Below are 19,061 nucleotides of genomic sequence, written 5' to 3' on the forward strand. Positions count from 1 at the left end.
CCGAATGGAGGCGACGGAATGCCCCCGTCCCCACCCCGCCGGTACGCCCTCGTGGGCGCCGGCGCACGGGCTGGAATGTTCGTCCGGGCGATCACCGGTGACCACGCGGACGTGGCCGAGCTGGTGGCCATGGCCGACACCAATCCCGCCCGGCTGGCCGCCCACAACAAGCGGCTCGCCAAGCCCGTGCCCGTCTACGACGCGGCCGACTTCACCGAGATGCTCAAGCGCGAACGCGTCGACGTGGTGCTGGTCGCGACCGTGGACCGCTATCACGACCACTACGTGGTGGCCGCCCTCGAAGCCGGCTGCGACGCCATCACCGAGAAACCGATGACCGTCGACGCCGCCGGATGCCGCCGCATCCTGGACGCGCAGCAGCGCACCGGGCGCGACGTCCGGGTCACCTTCAACTACCGCTACAACCCGTTGCACGAGGCGGTGAAGCGGGTCGTCTCCTCCGGCGAGATCGGCGAGATCGGCTCGGTCCACTTCGAGTGGCTGCTCGACGTGCGGCACGGCGCCGACTACTTCCGCCGCTGGCACCGCGACAAGCAGAACTCCGGTGGCCTGCTCGTGCACAAGGCCGGCCACCACTTCGACCTGGTCAACTGGTGGCTCGACGACAGCCCGGATCAGGTGTTCGCGGCCGGCCGGCTGTTCTTCTACGGCGATCAGGGACGCAGGCACGGGTACGCCCGCGACTACGACCGGGCGCACGGCGCGGCCGACGCCGACGGCGACCCGTTCGCGCTGCGGATGACCGACGAGCCGGCGATGAAGGAGCTCTATCTCGACGCCGAGGGCCACGACGGCTACCACCGCGACCGCAACGTGTTCGCCCCCGGCGTGACCATCGAGGACGACATGGCAGTGCTGGTCCGCTACGCCGGCGGCGCGTCGATGAGCTACCACCTCACCGCGTACGCCCCGTGGGAGGGCTACCGGGTGATGTTCAACGGCAGCCGCGGCCGCCTCGAGCTGGAGGTGGTGGAGAGCGACCACGTCGCGCCGGGCGCCGCCGCCGGCGTCAAGGGCGAGCCGGGCGCCGAGTCGGACGCCGAGAAAGGCTTCAAACGGCTGCTGGTACGGCCGTTCTGGGCGCCGCCGCGGGAGATCGCGGTGGACGGGCTGTCCCGGCACGGGCACGGCGGAGCGGACGTGCGGATGCTCGCCGACCTGATCCGCCCGGACGCCCCCGCGGATCCGCTCGGCCGTACCGCCGGTGCCGTCGACGGCGCCCGCGCCCTGCTCACCGGCCTCGCCGCCAACGAGTCCCTGGTCCAGGGCCAGGCCATCCGCGTGCAAGACCTCCTCGATCTCAAGGACAACAGGTGACCGACGAGAACCACCTCCTCCCCGCCGAGCCGGCCCAGCGGCAGATCGCCCGCGAGCTGTACCAGCACGCGAAGGATCTGCCCCTGATCAGCCCGCACGGGCACGTCGACCCGGTGCTGCTCGCCGACGACCAGCCCTTTCCCGACCCGGCCCGGCTCTTCGTGGTCCCCGACCACTACGTCACCCGGATGCTGGCCAGCCAGGGCATCCCGCCGGCCCGCCTCGGCGTGCCCAGTGTGGACGGCTCGGCGGTGGAGACCGACGGCCGGGCGATCTGGCGGCTGCTGGCGGAGAACTGGCGACTCTTCCGGGGCACCCCGTCGCGGCTCTGGACCGAGAAGGTCCTCGCCGGCGTCTTCGGCATCTCGGCCCGGCTGGGCGCCGACACCGCCGACGAGATCTACGACGAGCTGTCCGCCCGCCTGGCCGAGCCCGAGTACCGGCCGCGCGCGCTGTTCACGAAGTTCAACATCGAGGTCCTGGCCACCACCGAGAGCCCTCTGGACGAGTTGCAGGCACACGCCAAACTCGCCGCCGACGGCTGGGGCGGCCCCGGCGGACGGGTGATCACCACCTTCCGCCCGGACAACCTGGTCGACCCGGACTGGCCGGGCTGGGCCGGACGGGTCGCCGAGCTCGGCGCGCTGACCGGCCTGGACGTCGGCACCTACGCCGGGTTCCTGGCCGCGCTGCGCAGCCGCCGCCAGGCGTTCATCGAGGCCGGCGCGACCAGCTCGGACCACGGCCACCTCACCGCGCGGACCGTGGTCCTGGACGACGCCGAGGCCGCCGTCCTCTACCGCAAGGCCCTCGGTGGCGGTGCGAGCGAGGCCGACGCCGAGACGTTCCGGGGGCACATGCTCGTCGAGTTCGCCCGCATGTCGCTCGACGACGGCCTGGTCATGCAGCTGCACCCGGGCTCGGTCCGCAACCACAACCGGGACCTCTACGAACGGCACGGCCGGGACACCGGCGGCGACATCCCGTCGGCCACCGACTACGTGCACGCGCTGCGGCCGCTGCTCGACGCGCACGGCACCGACCCCCGGCTGCGGGTGGTGCTCTACACCCTGGACGAGACCGCGTTCAGCCGGGAGCTCGCCCCACTCGCCGGCGGCTACCCGTCGCTCTACCTCGGCGCGCCGTGGTGGTTCCTGGACAGCCCGAACGCACTGCGCCGGTTCCGGGAAACGGTCACCGAGACGGCCGGCTTCTACAACACCTCCGGCTTCGTCGACGACACCCGGGCGTTCTGCTCCATCCCGGCCCGGCACGACGTGGCCCGCCGGGTCGACGCCGGATACCTCGCCAAGCTGGTCGCCGAGGGCACGCTGCCGCTCGACGAGGCCGCCGAGACCATCGCCGACCTGGCCTACCACCTGCCGAAGCGGGTCTTCCGGCTGGACGGGAAACCATGACGGTCACCTACCGCCTCGACCGCGGGGCGCTCACGTCGCTGCCCGAGGCGTCCCGGCCGGCCGTCGTCCCCGGGTCGGTGCGGCCCGGCGTGGTCCACCTCGGACTCGGCGCGTTCCACCGGGCCCACCAGGCCGTCTTCACCGAGTCCGCGGTCGCCGCGTCGGGTGGCGACTGGGGCATCATCGGGGTCGCGCCGCGCTCCCGCGACATCCTCGACAAGCTGCGTGCCCAGGACGGGCTGTACAGCGTCCTGACCGTCGGCGACGGGGCGGACCGGGCCAAGGCGGTAGGCATCCTGGCCGGGTTCGGGCACGCCGCCGGTGATCCCTACGGGGTGGTCGCGGCGATCGCCGACCCCGCGGTGCGGATCGTGTCGATGACCGTGACCGAGAAGGCGTACCGGCTCGACCCGGGCGGGCGGCTGCTGCTCGACGACGAGCTGCGGGCCCAGCTGACCGGGCACGCGCCGCCGACGACCGTACCCGCGCTGCTCGTCCGTGGTCTGCTGCGGCGGCAGGCCGCCGGTGGCGGACCGCTGACCGTGCTCTGCTGCGACAACCTGATGGGCAACGGCCCGCGGATCCGCGGTCTGGTCGAGCAGGCGCTCGACGTCGCCGGCGCGCAACTGCCGGGTGGGGTGGCGTTCCCGGCCACCATGGTCGACCGGATCGTGCCGGCCACCAGCGCCGGGCACATCCGCCGGGCCGCCGTCGCCCTCGGCGCCGACGACGCCGTGCCGGTGGTCGCCGAACAGTTCACCCAGTGGGTGATCGAGGACGACTTCCCCGGTGGGCGGCCGGACTGGGACCGGGTCGGCGCGATCATGACCGACGACGTCACCTCGTGGGAGAAGCTGAAACTGCGGGCCCTCAACGCGGTCCACTCGGCATGCGCTTATCTCGGGGCACTGGCGGGCCGCGAGCTGATCGCCGACTCCCTGGAGATCCCCGGACTGCCGGCGGTGCTGCGCCGGTTCATCGCCGAGGACATCGCGCCCACCGTCGAACCACCACCCGGCGTCACCGTTGCCGGTTACGGCGAGACCGCCCTCGGCCGGTTCGCCAACCGCGAGCTCGGCCACCGCAACCTCCAGGTCGCGATGGACGGCACCCAGAAACTCCCGCACCGCCTGCTCGGCACCATCGCCGACCGGCGGAAAACCGGCGAGACTCCCGGTTGGGCGATCCTCGTCCTGGCCGCATGGATGCGCTTCGCGAGGGGGTACGCCGACAGCGGCGCCCCACTGCACCTGGACGACCCCCTGGCGAACCGGATCCGGGAGGCGCTCGCCGCCGTGCCGGACACCGCACCGGGCGTGGTCGGCGCGCTGCTCGCCCTGCCCGAGGTCTTCCCACCGCACCTGGCCGGCGACGAGGTGCTGCGCACCGAACTCATCCGCTGGTACGGCGAACTGGAACGGCACGGCGTCGAGGCGACCATCGGAGGTCTCGCGCGATGACAACCAGGGTCGCGCTGATCGGGGCCGGCGGGCACGGGCTGTCGCACCGGCGGACGCTGCAACGGCTCGCCGGCGAGGGGCGGATCGAGGTGGCCGGGCTCTGCGACCGGCAGCCGGTGGCGCCCCATCCGGACGCGCCGCTGGACGGGGTGCCGTTCTTCAGCGATCACACCGAACTGCTGTCGGTCACGCGGCCCGACGTCGTGATCATCTGCACGCCGCCGCACACGCATCTCGCGCTCGCGCTCGACGTGTTCGCGGCCGGGGCGGATCTGCTGCTGGAGAAGCCGCCGGTGATGTCGCTGGCCGAGCACGAGAAACTGGCCTCGTCGTGCGGCGGGCGGATCCTGCAGATCGGGTTTCAGGCGCTGGGTTCGGTGGCGCTCGCCGAGCTGTGTGCCTCCGAGCCGTCCGGGGAGATCGGGGTCACCGGGGCCTGGTGGCGGCCGGACACCTACTACCAGCGGGCGCCGTGGGCCGGGAAACGGCTGGTCGACGGGCGGCCGGTGCTGGACGGGGCGCTGGTCAACCCGTTCGCGCACGCGCTCATGCAGGCGCTTGTCGTCGCCGGCGCCGGTGGGCCGGAGTTCCGGCCGGTGACGCTGGAGCTGGAGCGTTACCGGACCCGGGCGATCGAGACCGACGACACCACGTTCCTGCGGGTGATCGGCGAGGACGGGCGCCGGATCACCGCGGCGGTGACCCTCGCCTCGCCGGTCTTCATCGCCGGGGAGATCCGGGTCGGCGACGCCGTCCTGGAATACCCGACCGACCGTCTCCGGCTGCCCGGGGAGTCCGGCTTCCGGCACGTCCCGGGGCGGGCCGGGCTGCTGGAGAACCTGCTCGACCACCGGCGGGACCCGGCCGTGCCGCTGCTGGCGCCGCTCGGGCGGACCGCCGGGTTCACGGCGGTGGCCGAGGCGATCGTGGCCTCGCCCCCGCCGGAGGTGATCGGCCCGGAATGGCTGACGCCGCACCCGGACGGGAGCGGCTCGGTCGTCGCGGGCATCGACTCGCTGGTCCGGGAGGTGGCCGATACGGGGCGGCTGCCGTCCGAGACCGGCGTGCCGTGGGCGCGGCCCGGCCACCGGGTCGCGCTCGGCGCACTGCCCGCCGGCTGACGGCGCTCGGGCCGCGCGGTTGCGGGCCGAACAACCGGATCAGCCCGGCGGCCGCGGTTCGGTCCGGTGTGCCGCCGGCGCCGCGGGGGAGCCACGGACGGGCGGGCCTGCGTTCGCGGGCTTTCCCACCCGTACCGGAAAAGGGTTTTCGCCATTCAGAGAAAGGGTTTGATGAAGTGAATGTCATGTCGGGCCGGGAAACGGCCGGGTAGGCCGTGCGTACCGCTCTCGCCGCGACCATCGGCCTCGTCCTCGCCGCCGGTGTCGCCTCTGTCCCCGCCTTCGCCGCGCCGGTGAAAACGCCGGCCGGCGCGCGGGAGGTCCTTCCCGCGAATGACGGGTGGGCCGCCTCCACCACCGGAACCACAGGTGGCTCCGCGGCCGACGACGCGCACGTGTTCGTCGTGAGCAATCGCGCCGAATTGGCGGCCGCGCTCGCCGGCGGCACTGATCCGACACCCCGGATCGTGCTGATCAAAGGCACCATCCACGCCAACGAGGATGACGCCGGCAATCCGCTGACGTGTGCCGATTACGCCGATCCGGCCTACACCCTGGACGGTTATCTGGCGGCCTACGATCCCGCGGTCTGGGGCCGGGCCACCCGGCCGAGCGGGCCCCTCGAGGAGGCCCGGGTCCGGTCGCAGCGCAACCAGGCGGCCCGGGTCCAGCTCAAGGTCGGCGCGAACACCACCGTCTACGGGCTGCCCAACGCCCGGCTGATCGGCGGCAACCTGCTGATCCAGAACGTGGACAACGTGATCGTGCGCAACGTGCGGTTCGAGGACGCGGCCGACTGTTTCCCGGTCTGGGATCCGACCGACGGATCGCTCGGCAACTGGAATTCCGCCTACGACCTGGTGACCCTGACCGGGGCGACGCACGTGTGGGCGGATCACAACACGTTCAGCGACGGCGACAACGTCGACGAGAACCAGCCGCTGTATCTCGGGCGGCCCTATCAGGTGCACGACGGCGCGCTCGACATCATCCGGGCGTCCGATTACGTCACCGCCTCCTGGAATGTTTTCCAGGAACACGACAAGACGATGCTGATCGGATCGAGCAACACGGTCGGCGCGGATGTCGGGAAACTGCGCGTCACCCTGCACCACAACAAATTCGCCAATGTGGGCCAGCGGGTTCCGCGGGTGCGTTTCGGTCAGGTCGACGTGTACAACAACTACTACTACCAGACCGATGAGGACACCTATTCGTACTCGTGGGGGGTGGGTGTCTACTCGGCGATCTACGCCGAGAACAACTTCCTGCTGCGCAGTGCGGACATCGCCCTCGACGAGCCCGTCTACGACTGGGGCGGCACGGTGATCACCGAGATCGGCACGCTGGCCAGGGTCGGCACCGGGCCGGTGCAGGCGGTGAACCTGGTCGGCGAGTACAACGCCACCCACGACCCGGACCTGGGCACCGACGCGGGCTGGACGCCCGTGCTGCGGGCCGGGCCGGTCACCCCGACCGCCGCTGTTCCGGCGCTGGTCAACAAGGGCGCCGGCGCGGGCCGGTGCTGAGTCGCTGATTCCCGGCCCGTCGGTGACGGGCCGGGAATCGGTTTCCGCACGGAATCGGGAACGTCCGGAGTTCACCTCGACTACGCTGACGCCTATTCCCGACATTTCCGTATTTGCGGAGTGGTTCTCATGAAATCAGCTGTCCGCCGCCTGGCGGCGGTCCCCGTCGGAATCCTCCTCCTCGCCGGCCCCGCCGTGCCGGCCGGCGCATCCGGCGCCGGCTCGGCCGCTGTTCTCGCTTCTCCGGGCGCCGGCTCCACCGCGGTTCTCACTCCGCCCGGGGCCGGCTCGGCCGCGCTGGAGCAGATGCGCCGCGACCTCGCCGCCACCACCGGCGCGACCGAGGTGCCGTGCTGGCGCGACCTCACGATCAAGTCCACCGCGAACGGGCGCTTCGTCTCGGCCGAGATCGGCTGGGACGGCGGAGACTACGGCGCGCTGCGGGCGCGGGCGGCGGCGGCCGGCAAGTGGGAGAAGTTCATCGTCTGCCGGGACGCCGACACCGGGGTCACCCGGATCCGCGCGCAGGCCAACAACGAGTACGTCTCCGCGGAACTGGACTACGCCGGCGCGCGCTACGGCATGTTGCGCGCGCAGGCGGAGAAGGTCGGCGGCTGGGAGCGCTTCTACTCCAACAGCGCACCCGGCGGGCAGTTCTCGTTCTACACGAAGGACACCCGTCGCTGGGTCGCCGCGGAGACCACGTTCACCGGCAAGTTGTACGGCGTACTGCGTGCCCGGGCCACGAGTGTGAGCGCCGAGGAGACGTTCGCATGGTGAGGTTCCTTTAAAGAGGAAGACCCTGAACCTTAAGTTTTTCTTTATTTCGATCAAGGGTGAACCGCGCTTGGGAGCGTTCCCGTATGGACCGGCGAGAAGGTGGTCCAAGAGGAAGGCACGCAGATGAAGCGGTACCAGAGCTACCGGAGCAACGCCGGGGGATCCAACATCCGACGCTGGCGTGTGGCCGGTGTGGCGGGTGTCGCGGTGGCCGTGGTAAGCGTCGGACTGGGTGTGGCGGCCGCGGCCGAGAACGGCGTTCCCACAGTGAACTGCCCGACGGTCGCGGACAAGCTGGGCGCCGTGCCGGCCCAGGCGCAGGCGGAGATCGCCCGCAACCTCCAGCTGCTGAACACCCAGATCCAGGAGGCGAACACCCGGATCGCCAACACGCAGGGTCAGGGTGGCGCCAACTTCATCCAGAACGCGATCCTCGGCCCGCTGAAGGACAAGCGCTTCGCCACCATCAACCGGATGGAGACGGCGATCGGCCGGGTCCTGGCGAAGCCGAACCTGAACGCCGAGGGCCTGTCGACCTGCACGCTGAACGCCAACGGCGGCGGCAACGCCGCGCCGGAGCCGGCCAGCGTCCCGGCCGCCGCGGTGTCGGCCGGCGCGGCCGCGGTCGCGAACGTCGGCAGCATCGTCTGCCCGGACGTCGTGATCAACGTGGCGATCCCGGCGCAGGCGCAGGCCGAGATCGACCGGAACCTGGCTCTGCTCCAGACCCAGATCAACGAGGCGAACGCCCGGCTCAAGAGCTCGGTCGGCCAGGGTGGCGCGAACTTCGTGCAGAACGCGATCCTCGGCCCGCTGAAGGACAAGCGCTTCGCCACCATCAACCGGATGGAGACGGCGATCGGCCGTAACGCGGCCAAGCCGAACCTGAACGCCGAGGGCCTGTCGACCTGCTCGCTCAACGCCGCGGGTGGCGCCGCCGCCGGTGGCGGGGAGGCCGCGGCGACCCCGACCGCGGCACCGACCACGGCCGCTCCGGCGAACAACGGCAACGCGGGCAACAACCAGGCCGCGGCCAGCCGGAACACCGGCAACGTCGGCATCAACGACGGCACCGCGCAGGTGGACTGCCCGGCCGTCGTGATCAACGTGGCGATCCCGGCGCAGGCCGCGAACGAGGTCAACCAGAACCTGGCTCTGCTCCAGACCCAGATCAACGAGGCCAACGCCCGGATCAAGAGCACGGCCTTCCAGGGTGGCGTGAACTTCATCAACAACGCGATCCTCGGCCCGCTGGAGGACAAGCGGTTCGCGACGATCAACCGGATCGAGACCGCGATCGGCCGCAACGCCGCCAAGCCGAACCTGAACGCCGAGGGCCTGTCCGCCTGCAACCTGAACAAGTGACAGGTTCCACCTGATCGAACAAGGGGCCCGGCCGCACGAGTGGCCGGGCCTTTTCGTGCCCCTACACTTGCGCCCGTGGTACTCCCGAAGAGCCTGCACCCCACCGCTGCGTCGGCCGTCGAGTTCGCCGCGGACAAGGCCTACCAGCAGTTGCGGGACGCGATCCTGGACGGCGACATCGCGCCCAACCGCCGCCTGGTCGAGGAGGAGCTGGCCGCCCAGCTCGAGGTGAGCCGCACCCCGGTCCGGGAGGCGCTGCTCCGGCTGGCGCAGGAGGGCCTGGTCACCCGGATCCGGGGCTGGGTGGTCCGGGACCACTCGCCGGAGGAGGCGCTGCGCATCGTCGAGGCCCGCTCGGCGGTGGAGAGCGCCGCCGCCCGGCTGGCCGCCGAGCACATCACCACCGCCGATCTCGACCAGCTGGCCGGCATCGCCGACGCGATCGACCGGCCCGGCGCGACGGTCAAGGAGCTGAACCGGCTGAACCGGCAGTTCCACGGCCTGATCACGGCCGCCTGCGGCAACCCGCTGCTGGTGCAGTTCGCCCAGCGCACCAACATCAGCCACTGGTCGCTCAGCGCCACCTGGCTGATGTCCGCGCGGGACGCCGCCGAGGTCAACGCCGAGCACCGGCAGATGATCGAAGCGCTCAAGGATCGCGACGGCGTGGCTGTCGAAAATCTCGTGCGGGTGCACATCGGGCGTACTCAGGCGATCCTCCTGAGCGCTATTTCCCCAGCTTAAGACGCTTCCGGAACAGCCGTTACAGTCTTGTGACCATCTCTGTATACAGAAGCGGATACAAGATCGTGCAGACTCTCGTGCACCGAACGGCATTCACTAAGGAGTGCAGCATGACTGCTGTCAGTCGTGGACTCATAACCGTCGTCGCGGCCGGGCTCGTGGTGTCCCTGGCCGCGTGCTCGTCGACCCCCGAGGAACAACCGGCCGCCACCGGCGGCCCGCTCAGGATCGGCGCGATCCTGCCGCACACCGCCTACGCCGGCGCCGGTGAGGCCCTGGTCAGCGCGGTGGGCGTGGCGATCGACGACATCAACGCCGCCGGCGGGGTGCTCGGCGCCAAGGCCGAGCTCAAGCAGGCCGACTCGACCGACAACAACGACACCGCCGTCCAGGCCGTCGACAGCCTGGTCACCTGGGGCGCCGACGTGGTGGTCGGCGCGTACGGCTCGGGCATGAGCGGCGCGATCGTCGGCAAGATCACCGAGTCCGGGGCGGTGCAGATCTCCGGCTCGAACACCTCGTCCAGCCTGACCGGCATCAACCCGCAGTACTTCCGGACCGCGCCGACCGACGCCCTGGAAGCCGCCAAGCTCGCCGACCTGATCGTCCAGGACGGGCACGCGTCGGCCGCGATCATCGCCCAGAACGACGCCTGGGGGCAGGCCTTCCAGAAGTCGATGGCCGAGTCGTTCGAGGCGGCCGGCGTCGAGGTCAAGGCGCAGCAGCAGTTCAACACCACCGACACCGACTACAGCGCGCAGATCGACGCGGTGGTGGCGGCCAAACCCGAGTCGGTCGTGCTGCTCTCCTACGCCTCCTACTCGGGCAGCATGATCGAGTCGCTGGTCGGCACGCACGGCTTCACCGCGAAGAACCTCTACCTGTCCAACTCGACGCTGGGCAAGTACACCATCAAGCCGGAGCTGCTCACCGGCCTGCGCGGGTTCCTGGCCGGGCCGGACCCGGCGGTCGAGGCCGAGTTCGAGAAGAAGCTGCTCGCCAAGAACCCGAACCTGAAGTCGTTCGCCTACGCGGGCTCCACCTACGACGCCGTGATCGTCAGCGCCCTGGCCGCGGCGGCCGCCGGGTCGGCCGACGGCAAGGAGATCGCCAAGAAGCTCGGCGCGGTCTCCGGGGTCGCCGAGGGCGCTGCCAAGTGCACCACCTACCAGGAGTGCATCGGCCTGATCGGGCAGGGCAAGGCGATCGACTACGACGGTCTCAGCGGCGGGCTGAAGTTCGCGTCCAACAACGACGTCACCGAGACCGCGTACCAGCTCTACGCCTACGACAACGCCGGAAAGTACTCAGTCGCCAAGTGATCGCCGGGTGACCCCGGCGCCGTCGCCGGGGTCTCCTCCCGTGAAGGCAAGGACAAACCCCTAGTGATAGCTCGCAAAGCGCTGGCGTTACTGGCGCTCCTGACCGTGATCCTGCTGCCGTCGCCCGCGTCCGCCGCCCCCGGCGACGAATGGGGCTTCCGCGGACTGCTCCGCGACGGCGAACGACAGCCGGTCAGCGGCGCGGTCGTCGAGATCCGGGACGGCGGCACCACCGTCGGCACCGACACCACCGACGAGAAGGGCCGCTGGGAGATCATCCCGGTCGACGGGCCCGGCACGTACACGATCGCCATCGACACCACGACGGCCACCGGCCACTTCGCCGGTGACTCGTACCAGGTGGAGAAGGAGCTGGTCGAGTCGCCGACCACGCTGCCGGTGCTGAACGTCGTCGTCTCCACCACCGAGAGCAGCGCGCCGGTCGCCTCGTTCGGCGACCGGCTGGCCCAGCGCGCGGTCTCCGGCCTCAACCTCGGCCTGCTCATCGCGATCGCCGCGATCGGCCTGTCGCTGGTGTTCGGCACCAGCCGGTTCACCAACTTCGCGCACGGCGAGAGCGTCACCTTCGGCGGCCTGATGGGCTTCGTCCTGGCGCACCTGGCCGGCCTGCCGCTGCTCGCCGCGGCGGCGATCGCCACCGTGCTCGGCGCCGCGTTCGGCTGGAGCCAGGACGTGGTGTTCTGGCGGCCGCTGCGCCGGCGGGGCGTCTCGCTGATCACCCTGATGATCGCGAGCATCGGCATCAGCATGGCGATCCGCAGCCTGATGCAGTTCCTCTTCGGCAACGCGGCCCGCGGGATGACCACCGAGACCTGGGGCACGATCACCCTCGGCCCGGTGGTGCTGCCGGCCACCAGCTACGCCGGCATGGCGATCAGCGTCGTGGTGCTCGTCGCCGTCGGGTTGTGGCTCACCCGGAGCCGGATCGGCAAGGCCACCCGCGCCATCTCGAACAACACCGCCCTCGCCGCGACCAGCGGCGTCGACGTCGACCGGATCACCCGGATCGTGTGGACCCTGGCCGGGGCCCTGGCCGCGCTCTCCGGCGTGCTGCTCGGCGTCTTCAACCAGGTCTCCTTCGACATGGGCTTCAACCTGCTGCTGCTGATGTTCGCCGGGGTCATCCTGGGCGGCCTGGGCACCGCCTTCGGCACCCTGGCCGGCTCGATCGTGGTCGGCGTGTGCACCGAGGTCCTGGTCCTCTGGGTGCCGGCCGACATGAAGTACGTCGGTGGGCTCGCCGTCCTGGTCATCGTGCTGCTGGTGCGCCCGCAGGGAATCTTCGGCCGCCGCGAGCGGATCGGTTAGGGGCCGGCATGGACATCCTCTGGAACTCGCTGCGCGAGATCATCACCCCGACCACGGCGGCGTACGCCCTGGCCGCCATCGGGCTCAACGTCCACTTCGGGTTCACCGGGCTGCTCAACTTCGGCCAGGCCGGGTTCGTCGCCGTCGGCGCGTACGGCTTCGCGATCGCGGTGATGACCTTCGGGCTCTCCACACCGCTCGCGATCGCGGTCACGATGCTGCTCGCGGCCGGTTATGCGCTGCTGCTCGGCGTCCCGACGCTGCGGCTGCGGGCCGATTACCTGGCCATCGTCACGATCGCGGCCGCTGAGATCATCCGGTTCGGGCTCAACTCGTCGGCCTTCGCGCAGTGGACCGGTGGCGCCAACGGGCTCTACAACGAGTACTCGGACTGGCTGAAGAGCTCCAACCCGTACCCCAGCGGGACCTTGACCCTCGGTCCCTGGACCTTCACCAGCAACGATCTGTGGATCGCGACGGTCGACTGGATCGTCGTGGCCGCGGTCGCCGGCGGCATCTATCTGCTGGTGAACAGCCCGTGGGGGCGGGTGCTCAAGGGAATCCGGGAGGACGAGCACGCGATGCTCAGCCTCGGGAAGAACGTCAACCTCTACAAACTCCAGGCCCTCGTGATCGGCGGCCTGATCGGGGCGCTGGCCGGCATCCTCTACGTGCAGCCGACGTCGGTGCAGCCGTTCGACTTCGGCACCCGGATGACGTTCAACATGTACACGATGCTGATCCTGGGCGGCGCGGCCACGGTGTTCGGCCCGGTCCTCGGCTCGATGATCTTCTGGGTGGTCATGCGGTTCACCGACGAGCTGGTCGGCCTCGGGGTCCAGGCCGGCCTCTTCGACAACGTCACGCAGGGCAGCCAGCTCCGGTTCGTGCTGGTCGGCGTGGCCCTCGTGCTGCTCGTCGTGTTCCGCCCGCAGGGCATCCTCGGTAACCGGACGGAGCTGACCTTCGATGCGAGATGACACCCCGATCCTCGTCGCGGACAATGTGCACCGGCACTTCGCCGGGGTGACCGCCGTCGACGTCGAGCACCTGGAGATCCCGCGCGGGCGGATCACCGCGCTGATCGGCCCCAACGGCGCCGGCAAGACCACCCTGTTCAACCTGCTCACCGGCTTCGACAAACCGCAGACCGGCACGTGGACCTTCGACGGCGTCCCCCTGCACGGGCTCGCGCCGTGGCAGGTGGCCCGCCGGGGCATGGTCCGCACCTTTCAGCTCACCAAGGTCCTCGGCCGGCTCACCGTGCTGGAGAACATGCTGCTCGGCTCGAAACACCGGGCCGGCGAGCGGCTGCTCACCTTCTGGCGCGGGCCGGACCGGCACGACCAGGTGCGGGCCATGGAGATCCTCACCCGGTTCAAACTGGACACCAAGGCCGGCGACTACGCCGCCAGCCTCTCCGGTGGCCAGCGCAAACTCCTCGAGATGGCCCGCGCCGTCATGAACGAGCCCCGCCTGGTGATGCTCGACGAGCCGATGGCCGGGGTGAACCCGGCGCTCACCCAGTCGCTGCTGCACCACATCAAGGACCTCAAAGCCCAGGGCATGACCGTGCTGTTCGTCGAGCACGACATGCACATGGTCCGGTTCGTCGCGGACTGGGTGATCGTGATGGCCGAGGGCCGGGTCATCGCCGAGGGCGCCCCGGCCAGCGTGCTCTCCTCGGCCGCGGTCGTCGACGCCTACCTCGGCGCGCACCACGACACCGACCTGCGGTCGCTCATCGCGGAAATGGACGCCAAGTGACAGTCGAAGTGAAGAACCTCGCCGGCGGCTACCTGCCCGGGATCGACATCCTCAACGGCTGCGACCTGACCGCGTCGGCCGGTGAGCTGGTCGGCATCCTCGGGCCCAACGGCGCCGGCAAGTCGACCCTGCTCAAGGCGATCTTCGGGATGGTACGGATCCGGTTCGGCCAGGTGCTGCTCGACGGCGCGGACGTCACCGGGCTGCGCGCCGACCGGCTGGTCGCCCTCGGCGTCGCCTTCGTGCCGCAGAACAACAACGTCTTCACCGACCTCACCATCCGGGAGAACCTGGAGATCGGCATCTTCCAGCGGCCGAAGGAGTTCCGCACCCGCCTCGACGCGGTCTGCGCGCTCTTCCCCGACCTGCGGGACCGGCTCCGGCAGAAAGCCGGCTCGCTCTCCGGCGGCCAGCGGCAGACACTGGCGATGGGACGGGCGCTGATGACCGACCCGTCGGTGCTGCTGCTCGACGAGCCGTCCGCGGGACTCTCCCCGCAACGGCAGGACGAGGTCTTCCTGCACGCCCACCGGATCAAGAAGTCCGGCGTCGCGGTGGTCATGGTCGAGCAGAACGCCCGGCGCTGCCTCCAGATCTGCGACCGCGCCTACGTTCTCGACCAGGGCCGCAACGCGCACACCGGCACCGGCGAGGAGCTCCTGCACGACCCGAAGGTGATCGAGCTCTACCTCGGCACCCTCGCAACAGACACCACGAAGGAGTAACACCATGGATGCCGTGGCGAACGTGCCGGCACCCGTCAACGAGCCGGTCCGCGGATATGCGCCGGGCTCGCCGGAACGCGCGAACCTGCAGAAGAAGCTGGCCGAACTGGCCGGCGCCCCGATCGAGCTGACCATGACCATCGGCGGGAAGCGCCGGATGGGCGGCGGCGACGAGCACTGGGTCGTCGAACCGCACAACCACGCCTCCCGGCTGGGCGTCACCCGCAACGCCACCCACGCCGACGCGCGGGCCGCGCTCACCTTCGACCGGGGCTGGCGCGACCTGCCGTTCGAGGCCCGGGCCGCGGTCTTCCTCAAGGCCGCCGACCTGGCCGCCGGGCCGTGGCGGGACACTCTCAACGCGGCCACCATGCTCGGCCAGTCGAAGACCGTCCAGCAGGCCGAGATCGACGCCGCCTGCGAACTGGTCGACTTCCTCCGGTTCAACGTCCACTTCGCCCGGCGGATCCTCGCCGAACAGCCGATCTCGTCAGCCGGCGTGTGGAACCGGCTCGACCACCGGCCGCTGGAAGGGTTCGTCTACGCGATCACGCCGTTCAACTTCACCGCCATCGCCGGGAACCTGCCGTCCGCGCCCGCGCTGATGGGCAACAGCGTGCTCTGGAAACCGTCGATCACCCAGCAGCTCGCGGCGCATCACACGATGGCGCTGTTCGAGGAGGCCGGACTGCCGCCCGGGGTGATCAACATGGTCACCGGGGACGGGCTGGCGGTCTCCGACGTCGCGCTCACCCATCCCGATCTGGCCGGGATCCACTTCACCGGGTCGACGGCGACGTTCCAGCACCTGTGGCGGACGGTCGGCGCGAACGTCTCCGGGTACCGCGCCTACCCACGGCTGGTGGGGGAGACCGGGGGCAAGGACTTCGTGCTCGCCCACCCGTCCGCTGACCCGGCCGCGCTGGTCACGGCACTCGTGCGGGGCGCGTTCGAGTATCAGGGCCAGAAATGTTCGGCCGCCTCACGGGCGTACCTCCCGAGGTCTCTTTGGGAAAACGGGGTCCGTGACCGGCTGGTCGCGGTGACCGAATCGCTCACCTACGGTGACGTCACCGATTTCGGCAACTTCGGTGGCGCGGTCATCGACGCCCGCGCCCACGCCCGGCACGCGGCCGCCCTCGAACGGGCCGCCGGCTCGATCATCGCCGGTGGGACCTGCGACGACAGCATCGGCTGGTTCGTCCGGCCCACGGTCATCGAATGCGACGACCCGGCCGACGAGGTGTTCACCACCGAATACTTCGGCCCGATCCTCGCCGTGCACGTCTACGACGACTTCGACAGCGTGGTCGGCCTCGTCGACACGGCCAGCCCCTACGCGCTGACCGGGGCGATCTTCGCGCAGGACCGGGCCGTGCTGGAGGCCACCTCGAAGCGGCTGCGGTTCGCCGCCGGCAACGTCTACTACAACGACAAGCCGACCGGCGCCGTCGTCGGCCAGCAGCCCTTCGGCGGCGGACGCGCCTCCGGCACCAACGACAAGGCCGGCTCCTGGCACAACCTGGTCCGCTGGACGTCCCCGCGAACCATCAAGGAGACGTTCGTCCCGCCGGTCGACCACACCTACCCGCACATGGGCTGACCGGTCACCGCCCCACCTGTGACGCGTTCTCCTCCTGGAACAGCTTGTCCAGCGTGGGGCGGGCCGCCTCCCGGGCCTCCCATGCCTCCAGCGCGTCCACCTCGGCGTTGCGGGCCTCCTCGACCAGCACCTCGGCGGCCACCGACGCCACGTGCACCTGCTCGCGGGACTGCACGGTCTCGGCCACCGCCGCCTCGTAGGCACGTTTCGCGTCACGGACCCGGCCGTCGTCGAGCTGCTCGGCCGGCGGCCCGGCGTGGTGCCAGATGCCGTTCAGCTGCTCCACCGACAACTCCCCGCGCCGGTACGCGGCCAGCGCCGCCCGCTGCACCAGCAGATGCGCCTCGTCGGCCGTCGCCACCCGGGCCTCCCAGCGGGCCTCCAGAAAACGGTCCTCCGCCTGATCCCGCGCCCCGGCCGCCCGCTCCGCCTCCAGCCGGGCGTCCTCGGCGGCCTCGGCCGCCCGCCCGGCGGCGGCCCGCACCGCCCCGGCGTCGGCCAGCAACTGCTCGACCTCACCCGGGCCGGACGCCCGCGGCCGCTGCCAGATCGCCACCGCCGCGACACTCGTCAGAACCGCAATGACGGCCGCGACCGCGATGGCGGCCCACGTCCAGACCATCGCTGCTTACCCCTCCCCGCGCACGAACCCCATCGATCCGACCGTAGGGCGACATTTGGATCTTCGCCACCCGGGTCCGCCCGGCGGGACGCCTGCCACATCGCAGTCGGATAGCAATATCGGATAGCCTCCTCTCCCGCGCGTGGCGGTTCGTGTCCGTAACGCGGACGTGGTAGAAAGCCCGCCGACACCGATCGACACCGGGAGGGCCGCCCGTGCCAGGGAGCACACACACGATCACCGACGGCGAGAGCGGCGCCGTCCGGTCCGGTGGCAGCGTGGTCGTCTACCTGCCCGTCGGTGTGCGCTCCCGGCTGCGCGAGCGGGCCGCCGCCACCGGCCGCTCCCACACCCAGCTGGTCTTCGACGCGCTCAACGCCACCCACACCCGGCTCGCCGAGGTCGTCGGCGGCGCCGAACCCGGGCCCGAGGCCGACGGCATCTTCGTCAGCCAGCGGTCCGGCCGCCGCCGGCACCGGGAGGACCGGGTGCAGGTGTCGATCCGGCCGCATCCGGCCAACCTCGCCGTCATCGACGAACTGGCGGCACGGCACACTACCGGCAACCGCTCCGCGCTGATCGCCGCGGCGCTCGACGAGTTCCTCCCTTTGAAAGGCGTCACCTCGTGAAGCAGTTCAACGACCTGATCGCCGACTTCTGGCAGGACTACGCGGCCCTCGTGCTGCTGGCCGGCGGCCTCCTCGGCGTCGTGCTGCTGATCAGCTTCGCGATCTGGGCCAAACGATCGAAGAAGCCACTGCGGCCGATCGCGCTGGCCTTCAGCATGAACCTGGCGCTGCTGCTCAACGCCGAGGGCATGTGGGTCATCGCGATCGACCAGCTGAGACTGCCGCCGATCTTCGCGGTGCTGGTGTTCGCGGTCTTCGAGATCTGCTTCCTCACCGCCACCTCGCTCGCCGCCGAGCAGTACCGGCGCACCTCCACCTACGCGCCGGACGGCACCATCGTCACCCCGGGTCACCCGGGGCCGATGCTGTGGATCGCGGCGCTCATCGCCGGGCTGTCCGGTGTCATCGTGGCCAGCAACGCGGTCACCTTCACCGAGAAACTGCTGCGGCTGGCCGTACCCTGCATGATCTTCCTGATGTGGTGGGCGGCGCTCACCGCCGCCGGGCAGCGGGTGCGGCGCGGTCGCTTCGCCTACAGCCCCCGCCGCCTCGCCGAACGCTGGGGATGGCTCATCCCCGACGACGACCCCGATCTGGTACGGATGGGTGCCGAACGCCAGGTGCGGCGGATGGTCGTCAACTACCACCGGGTCAGCGCCGGCCGGTTCCCCAAGCCGTGGTGGCGCAACCGGCTGCTCAAGGACGCGCGCACCGCGGGGGAGCCGGTCGTCGACGAGGTGATCGAGCAGCTCGCCCGGATCCAGCGGGTGATGGATCTGCTCGTGCCGGGGGCGGTGCGGATCGCCGTGCCGGTCAAGACCCCGGTCGCCGCTCCGGCCGAGACGCCCGCCGTTCTCGCCGGCCTTCCGTCGCTGTCCCCGTCCGTCAACGGATCGGCGTCGGCGCTGGAGAACGTCGCCGTCGCGGCCCCGGCAGCCCCGTCCGGTCAGGCCGTCCAGTTCGTGGAGCCGGTCCAGTTCGTTCCGCCGGCGCAGGCGCCGGTCAACGGGGCTACTGCGCTGGCCGTTTCCGGTTCCCCGGCGCCGGCCTCGCCGGCTGCCCCGGACTCTCCGGACTCCCCGGTCCCGGCGGTGCCTGCTCCGGCAGCCGGGAACGGCCGGCCCACCGGTGACGGGCTGCCGGTGGTGAGCGAGAGTCCCGCCCCGGTCGCGCCGGGCCGGGCCACCATCGTCGAGCGTGCCGTCGTGGCCGGCGCCGGAGTGCTCCCGGTTCCGGCGCAGCGTGGAGTGACCCGCGACGACCTGCCCGGACCCGGGCCCGTCCCGGCGCACGCGCCCGTCTCGCCGGC

At 70.9% G+C, this 19,061-nt stretch carries 16 protein-coding genes and 1 pseudogene; 16 read left to right on the plus strand and 1 reads right to left on the minus strand.

The window, feature by feature from the left end; translation table 11 throughout:
* Positions 1–18: 18 nt before the first annotated feature.
* The 14 genes from AB0E94_RS47495 (at position 19) to pruA (ending at position 16,501) form a co-directional block, all read left to right on the plus strand.
* Entirely contained in the window at positions 19–1,338 is a 1,320-nt protein-coding gene (locus AB0E94_RS47495) for a Gfo/Idh/MocA family oxidoreductase (protein ID WP_360341585.1), read from the plus strand.
* Positions 1,335–2,756, plus strand: coding sequence for a glucuronate isomerase (gene uxaC / locus AB0E94_RS47500; protein WP_360341588.1), 1,422 nt, complete (start codon positions 1,335–1,337; stop codon positions 2,754–2,756). Before AB0E94_RS47495 ends, uxaC begins: the two co-directional genes overlap by 4 nt.
* Complete coding sequence (locus AB0E94_RS47505) at positions 2,753–4,216, plus strand: mannitol dehydrogenase family protein (protein WP_360341591.1); 1,464 nt, start codon at positions 2,753–2,755, stop codon at positions 4,214–4,216. The genes uxaC and AB0E94_RS47505 overlap by 4 nt, the downstream gene beginning before the upstream one ends.
* Positions 4,213–5,337: a Gfo/Idh/MocA family oxidoreductase gene (locus AB0E94_RS47510; protein WP_360341594.1), complete on the plus strand. Its 1,125-nt coding sequence runs from the start codon at positions 4,213–4,215 to the stop codon at positions 5,335–5,337. Before AB0E94_RS47505 ends, AB0E94_RS47510 begins: the two co-directional genes overlap by 4 nt.
* A gap of 215 nt (positions 5,338–5,552) precedes the next feature.
* Positions 5,553–6,866, plus strand: coding sequence for a pectate lyase (locus AB0E94_RS47515; protein ID WP_360341597.1), 1,314 nt, complete (start codon positions 5,553–5,555; stop codon positions 6,864–6,866).
* A gap of 129 nt (positions 6,867–6,995) precedes the next feature.
* Entirely contained in the window at positions 6,996–7,646 is a 651-nt protein-coding gene (locus AB0E94_RS47520; RefSeq protein WP_360341600.1) for a hypothetical protein, read from the plus strand.
* Between the two features lie 123 nt (positions 7,647–7,769).
* A complete protein-coding gene (locus AB0E94_RS47525) occupies positions 7,770–9,011 on the plus strand; it encodes a hypothetical protein (protein WP_360341603.1) in 1,242 nt (413 codons plus the stop codon).
* 75 nt (positions 9,012–9,086) lie between these two features.
* Positions 9,087–9,755 carry a GntR family transcriptional regulator gene (locus AB0E94_RS47530; RefSeq protein ID WP_360341606.1) on the plus strand — a complete coding sequence of 223 codons (669 nt, stop codon included), beginning with the start codon at positions 9,087–9,089 and terminating at the stop codon, positions 9,753–9,755.
* 110 nt (positions 9,756–9,865) lie between these two features.
* The gene (locus AB0E94_RS47535) at positions 9,866–11,077 is read left to right on the plus strand and encodes an ABC transporter substrate-binding protein (protein WP_360341609.1); all 1,212 of its coding nucleotides are present in this window, start codon (positions 9,866–9,868) and stop codon (positions 11,075–11,077) included.
* A gap of 63 nt (positions 11,078–11,140) precedes the next feature.
* Positions 11,141–12,406 (plus strand): branched-chain amino acid ABC transporter permease, encoded by a 1,266-nt coding sequence (locus AB0E94_RS47540; RefSeq protein WP_360341612.1) that lies wholly within the window; start codon positions 11,141–11,143, stop codon positions 12,404–12,406.
* An 8-nt stretch (positions 12,407–12,414) separates the two neighbouring features.
* Entirely contained in the window at positions 12,415–13,386 is a 972-nt protein-coding gene (locus AB0E94_RS47545; RefSeq protein WP_360341615.1) for a branched-chain amino acid ABC transporter permease, read from the plus strand.
* Positions 13,376–14,173 (plus strand): ABC transporter ATP-binding protein, encoded by a 798-nt coding sequence (locus AB0E94_RS47550; protein WP_360341618.1) that lies wholly within the window; start codon positions 13,376–13,378, stop codon positions 14,171–14,173. Before AB0E94_RS47545 ends, AB0E94_RS47550 begins: the two co-directional genes overlap by 11 nt.
* Positions 14,170–14,898 (plus strand): ABC transporter ATP-binding protein, encoded by a 729-nt coding sequence (locus AB0E94_RS47555; protein ID WP_360341621.1) that lies wholly within the window; start codon positions 14,170–14,172, stop codon positions 14,896–14,898. Before AB0E94_RS47550 ends, AB0E94_RS47555 begins: the two co-directional genes overlap by 4 nt.
* A 4-nt stretch (positions 14,899–14,902) precedes the next feature.
* Entirely contained in the window at positions 14,903–16,501 is a 1,599-nt protein-coding gene (pruA, locus tag AB0E94_RS47560; protein WP_360341625.1) for an L-glutamate gamma-semialdehyde dehydrogenase, read from the plus strand.
* A gap of 4 nt (positions 16,502–16,505) precedes the next feature.
* Here pruA and AB0E94_RS47565 read toward each other — a convergent pair whose 3' ends face one another.
* Positions 16,506–17,123, minus strand: a complete 618-nt coding sequence (locus tag AB0E94_RS47565; RefSeq protein WP_360341628.1) for a hypothetical protein — start codon at positions 17,121–17,123, stop codon at positions 16,506–16,508.
* A 215-nt stretch (positions 17,124–17,338) separates the two neighbouring features.
* Here AB0E94_RS47565 and AB0E94_RS47570 point away from each other — a divergent pair, with 215 nt between their 5' ends.
* The gene (locus AB0E94_RS47570) at positions 17,339–17,752 is read left to right on the plus strand and encodes a hypothetical protein (RefSeq protein ID WP_360341631.1); all 414 of its coding nucleotides are present in this window, start codon (positions 17,339–17,341) and stop codon (positions 17,750–17,752) included.
* Positions 17,749–19,061, plus strand: a pseudogene (locus AB0E94_RS47575) (MFS transporter); the annotation flags it as partial. The gene AB0E94_RS47570 and the pseudogene AB0E94_RS47575, both read left to right, overlap by 4 nt.

Source organism: Actinoplanes sp. NPDC026670 (assembly GCF_040638175.1).
Taxonomy (GTDB): domain Bacteria; phylum Actinomycetota; class Actinomycetes; order Mycobacteriales; family Micromonosporaceae; genus Actinoplanes.

Coding starts and splice junctions, on each gene's coding strand:
- AB0E94_RS47495 (WP_360341585.1), top strand. CDS start 19: ATGCCCCCGTCCCCACCCCGCCGGTACGCCCTCGTGGGCGCCGGCGCA.
- AB0E94_RS47545 (WP_360341615.1), top strand. CDS start 12,415: ATGGACATCCTCTGGAACTCGCTGCGCGAGATCATCACCCCGACCACG.
- AB0E94_RS47550 (WP_360341618.1), top strand. CDS start 13,376: ATGCGAGATGACACCCCGATCCTCGTCGCGGACAATGTGCACCGGCAC.
- AB0E94_RS47520 (WP_360341600.1), top strand. CDS start 6,996: ATGAAATCAGCTGTCCGCCGCCTGGCGGCGGTCCCCGTCGGAATCCTC.
- AB0E94_RS47510 (WP_360341594.1), top strand. CDS start 4,213: ATGACAACCAGGGTCGCGCTGATCGGGGCCGGCGGGCACGGGCTGTCG.
- AB0E94_RS47525 (WP_360341603.1), top strand. CDS start 7,770: ATGAAGCGGTACCAGAGCTACCGGAGCAACGCCGGGGGATCCAACATC.
- AB0E94_RS47535 (WP_360341609.1), top strand. CDS start 9,866: ATGACTGCTGTCAGTCGTGGACTCATAACCGTCGTCGCGGCCGGGCTC.
- pruA (WP_360341625.1), top strand. CDS start 14,903: ATGGATGCCGTGGCGAACGTGCCGGCACCCGTCAACGAGCCGGTCCGC.
- AB0E94_RS47565 (WP_360341628.1), bottom strand. CDS start 17,123: ATGGTCTGGACGTGGGCCGCCATCGCGGTCGCGGCCGTCATTGCGGTT.
- AB0E94_RS47505 (WP_360341591.1), top strand. CDS start 2,753: ATGACGGTCACCTACCGCCTCGACCGCGGGGCGCTCACGTCGCTGCCC.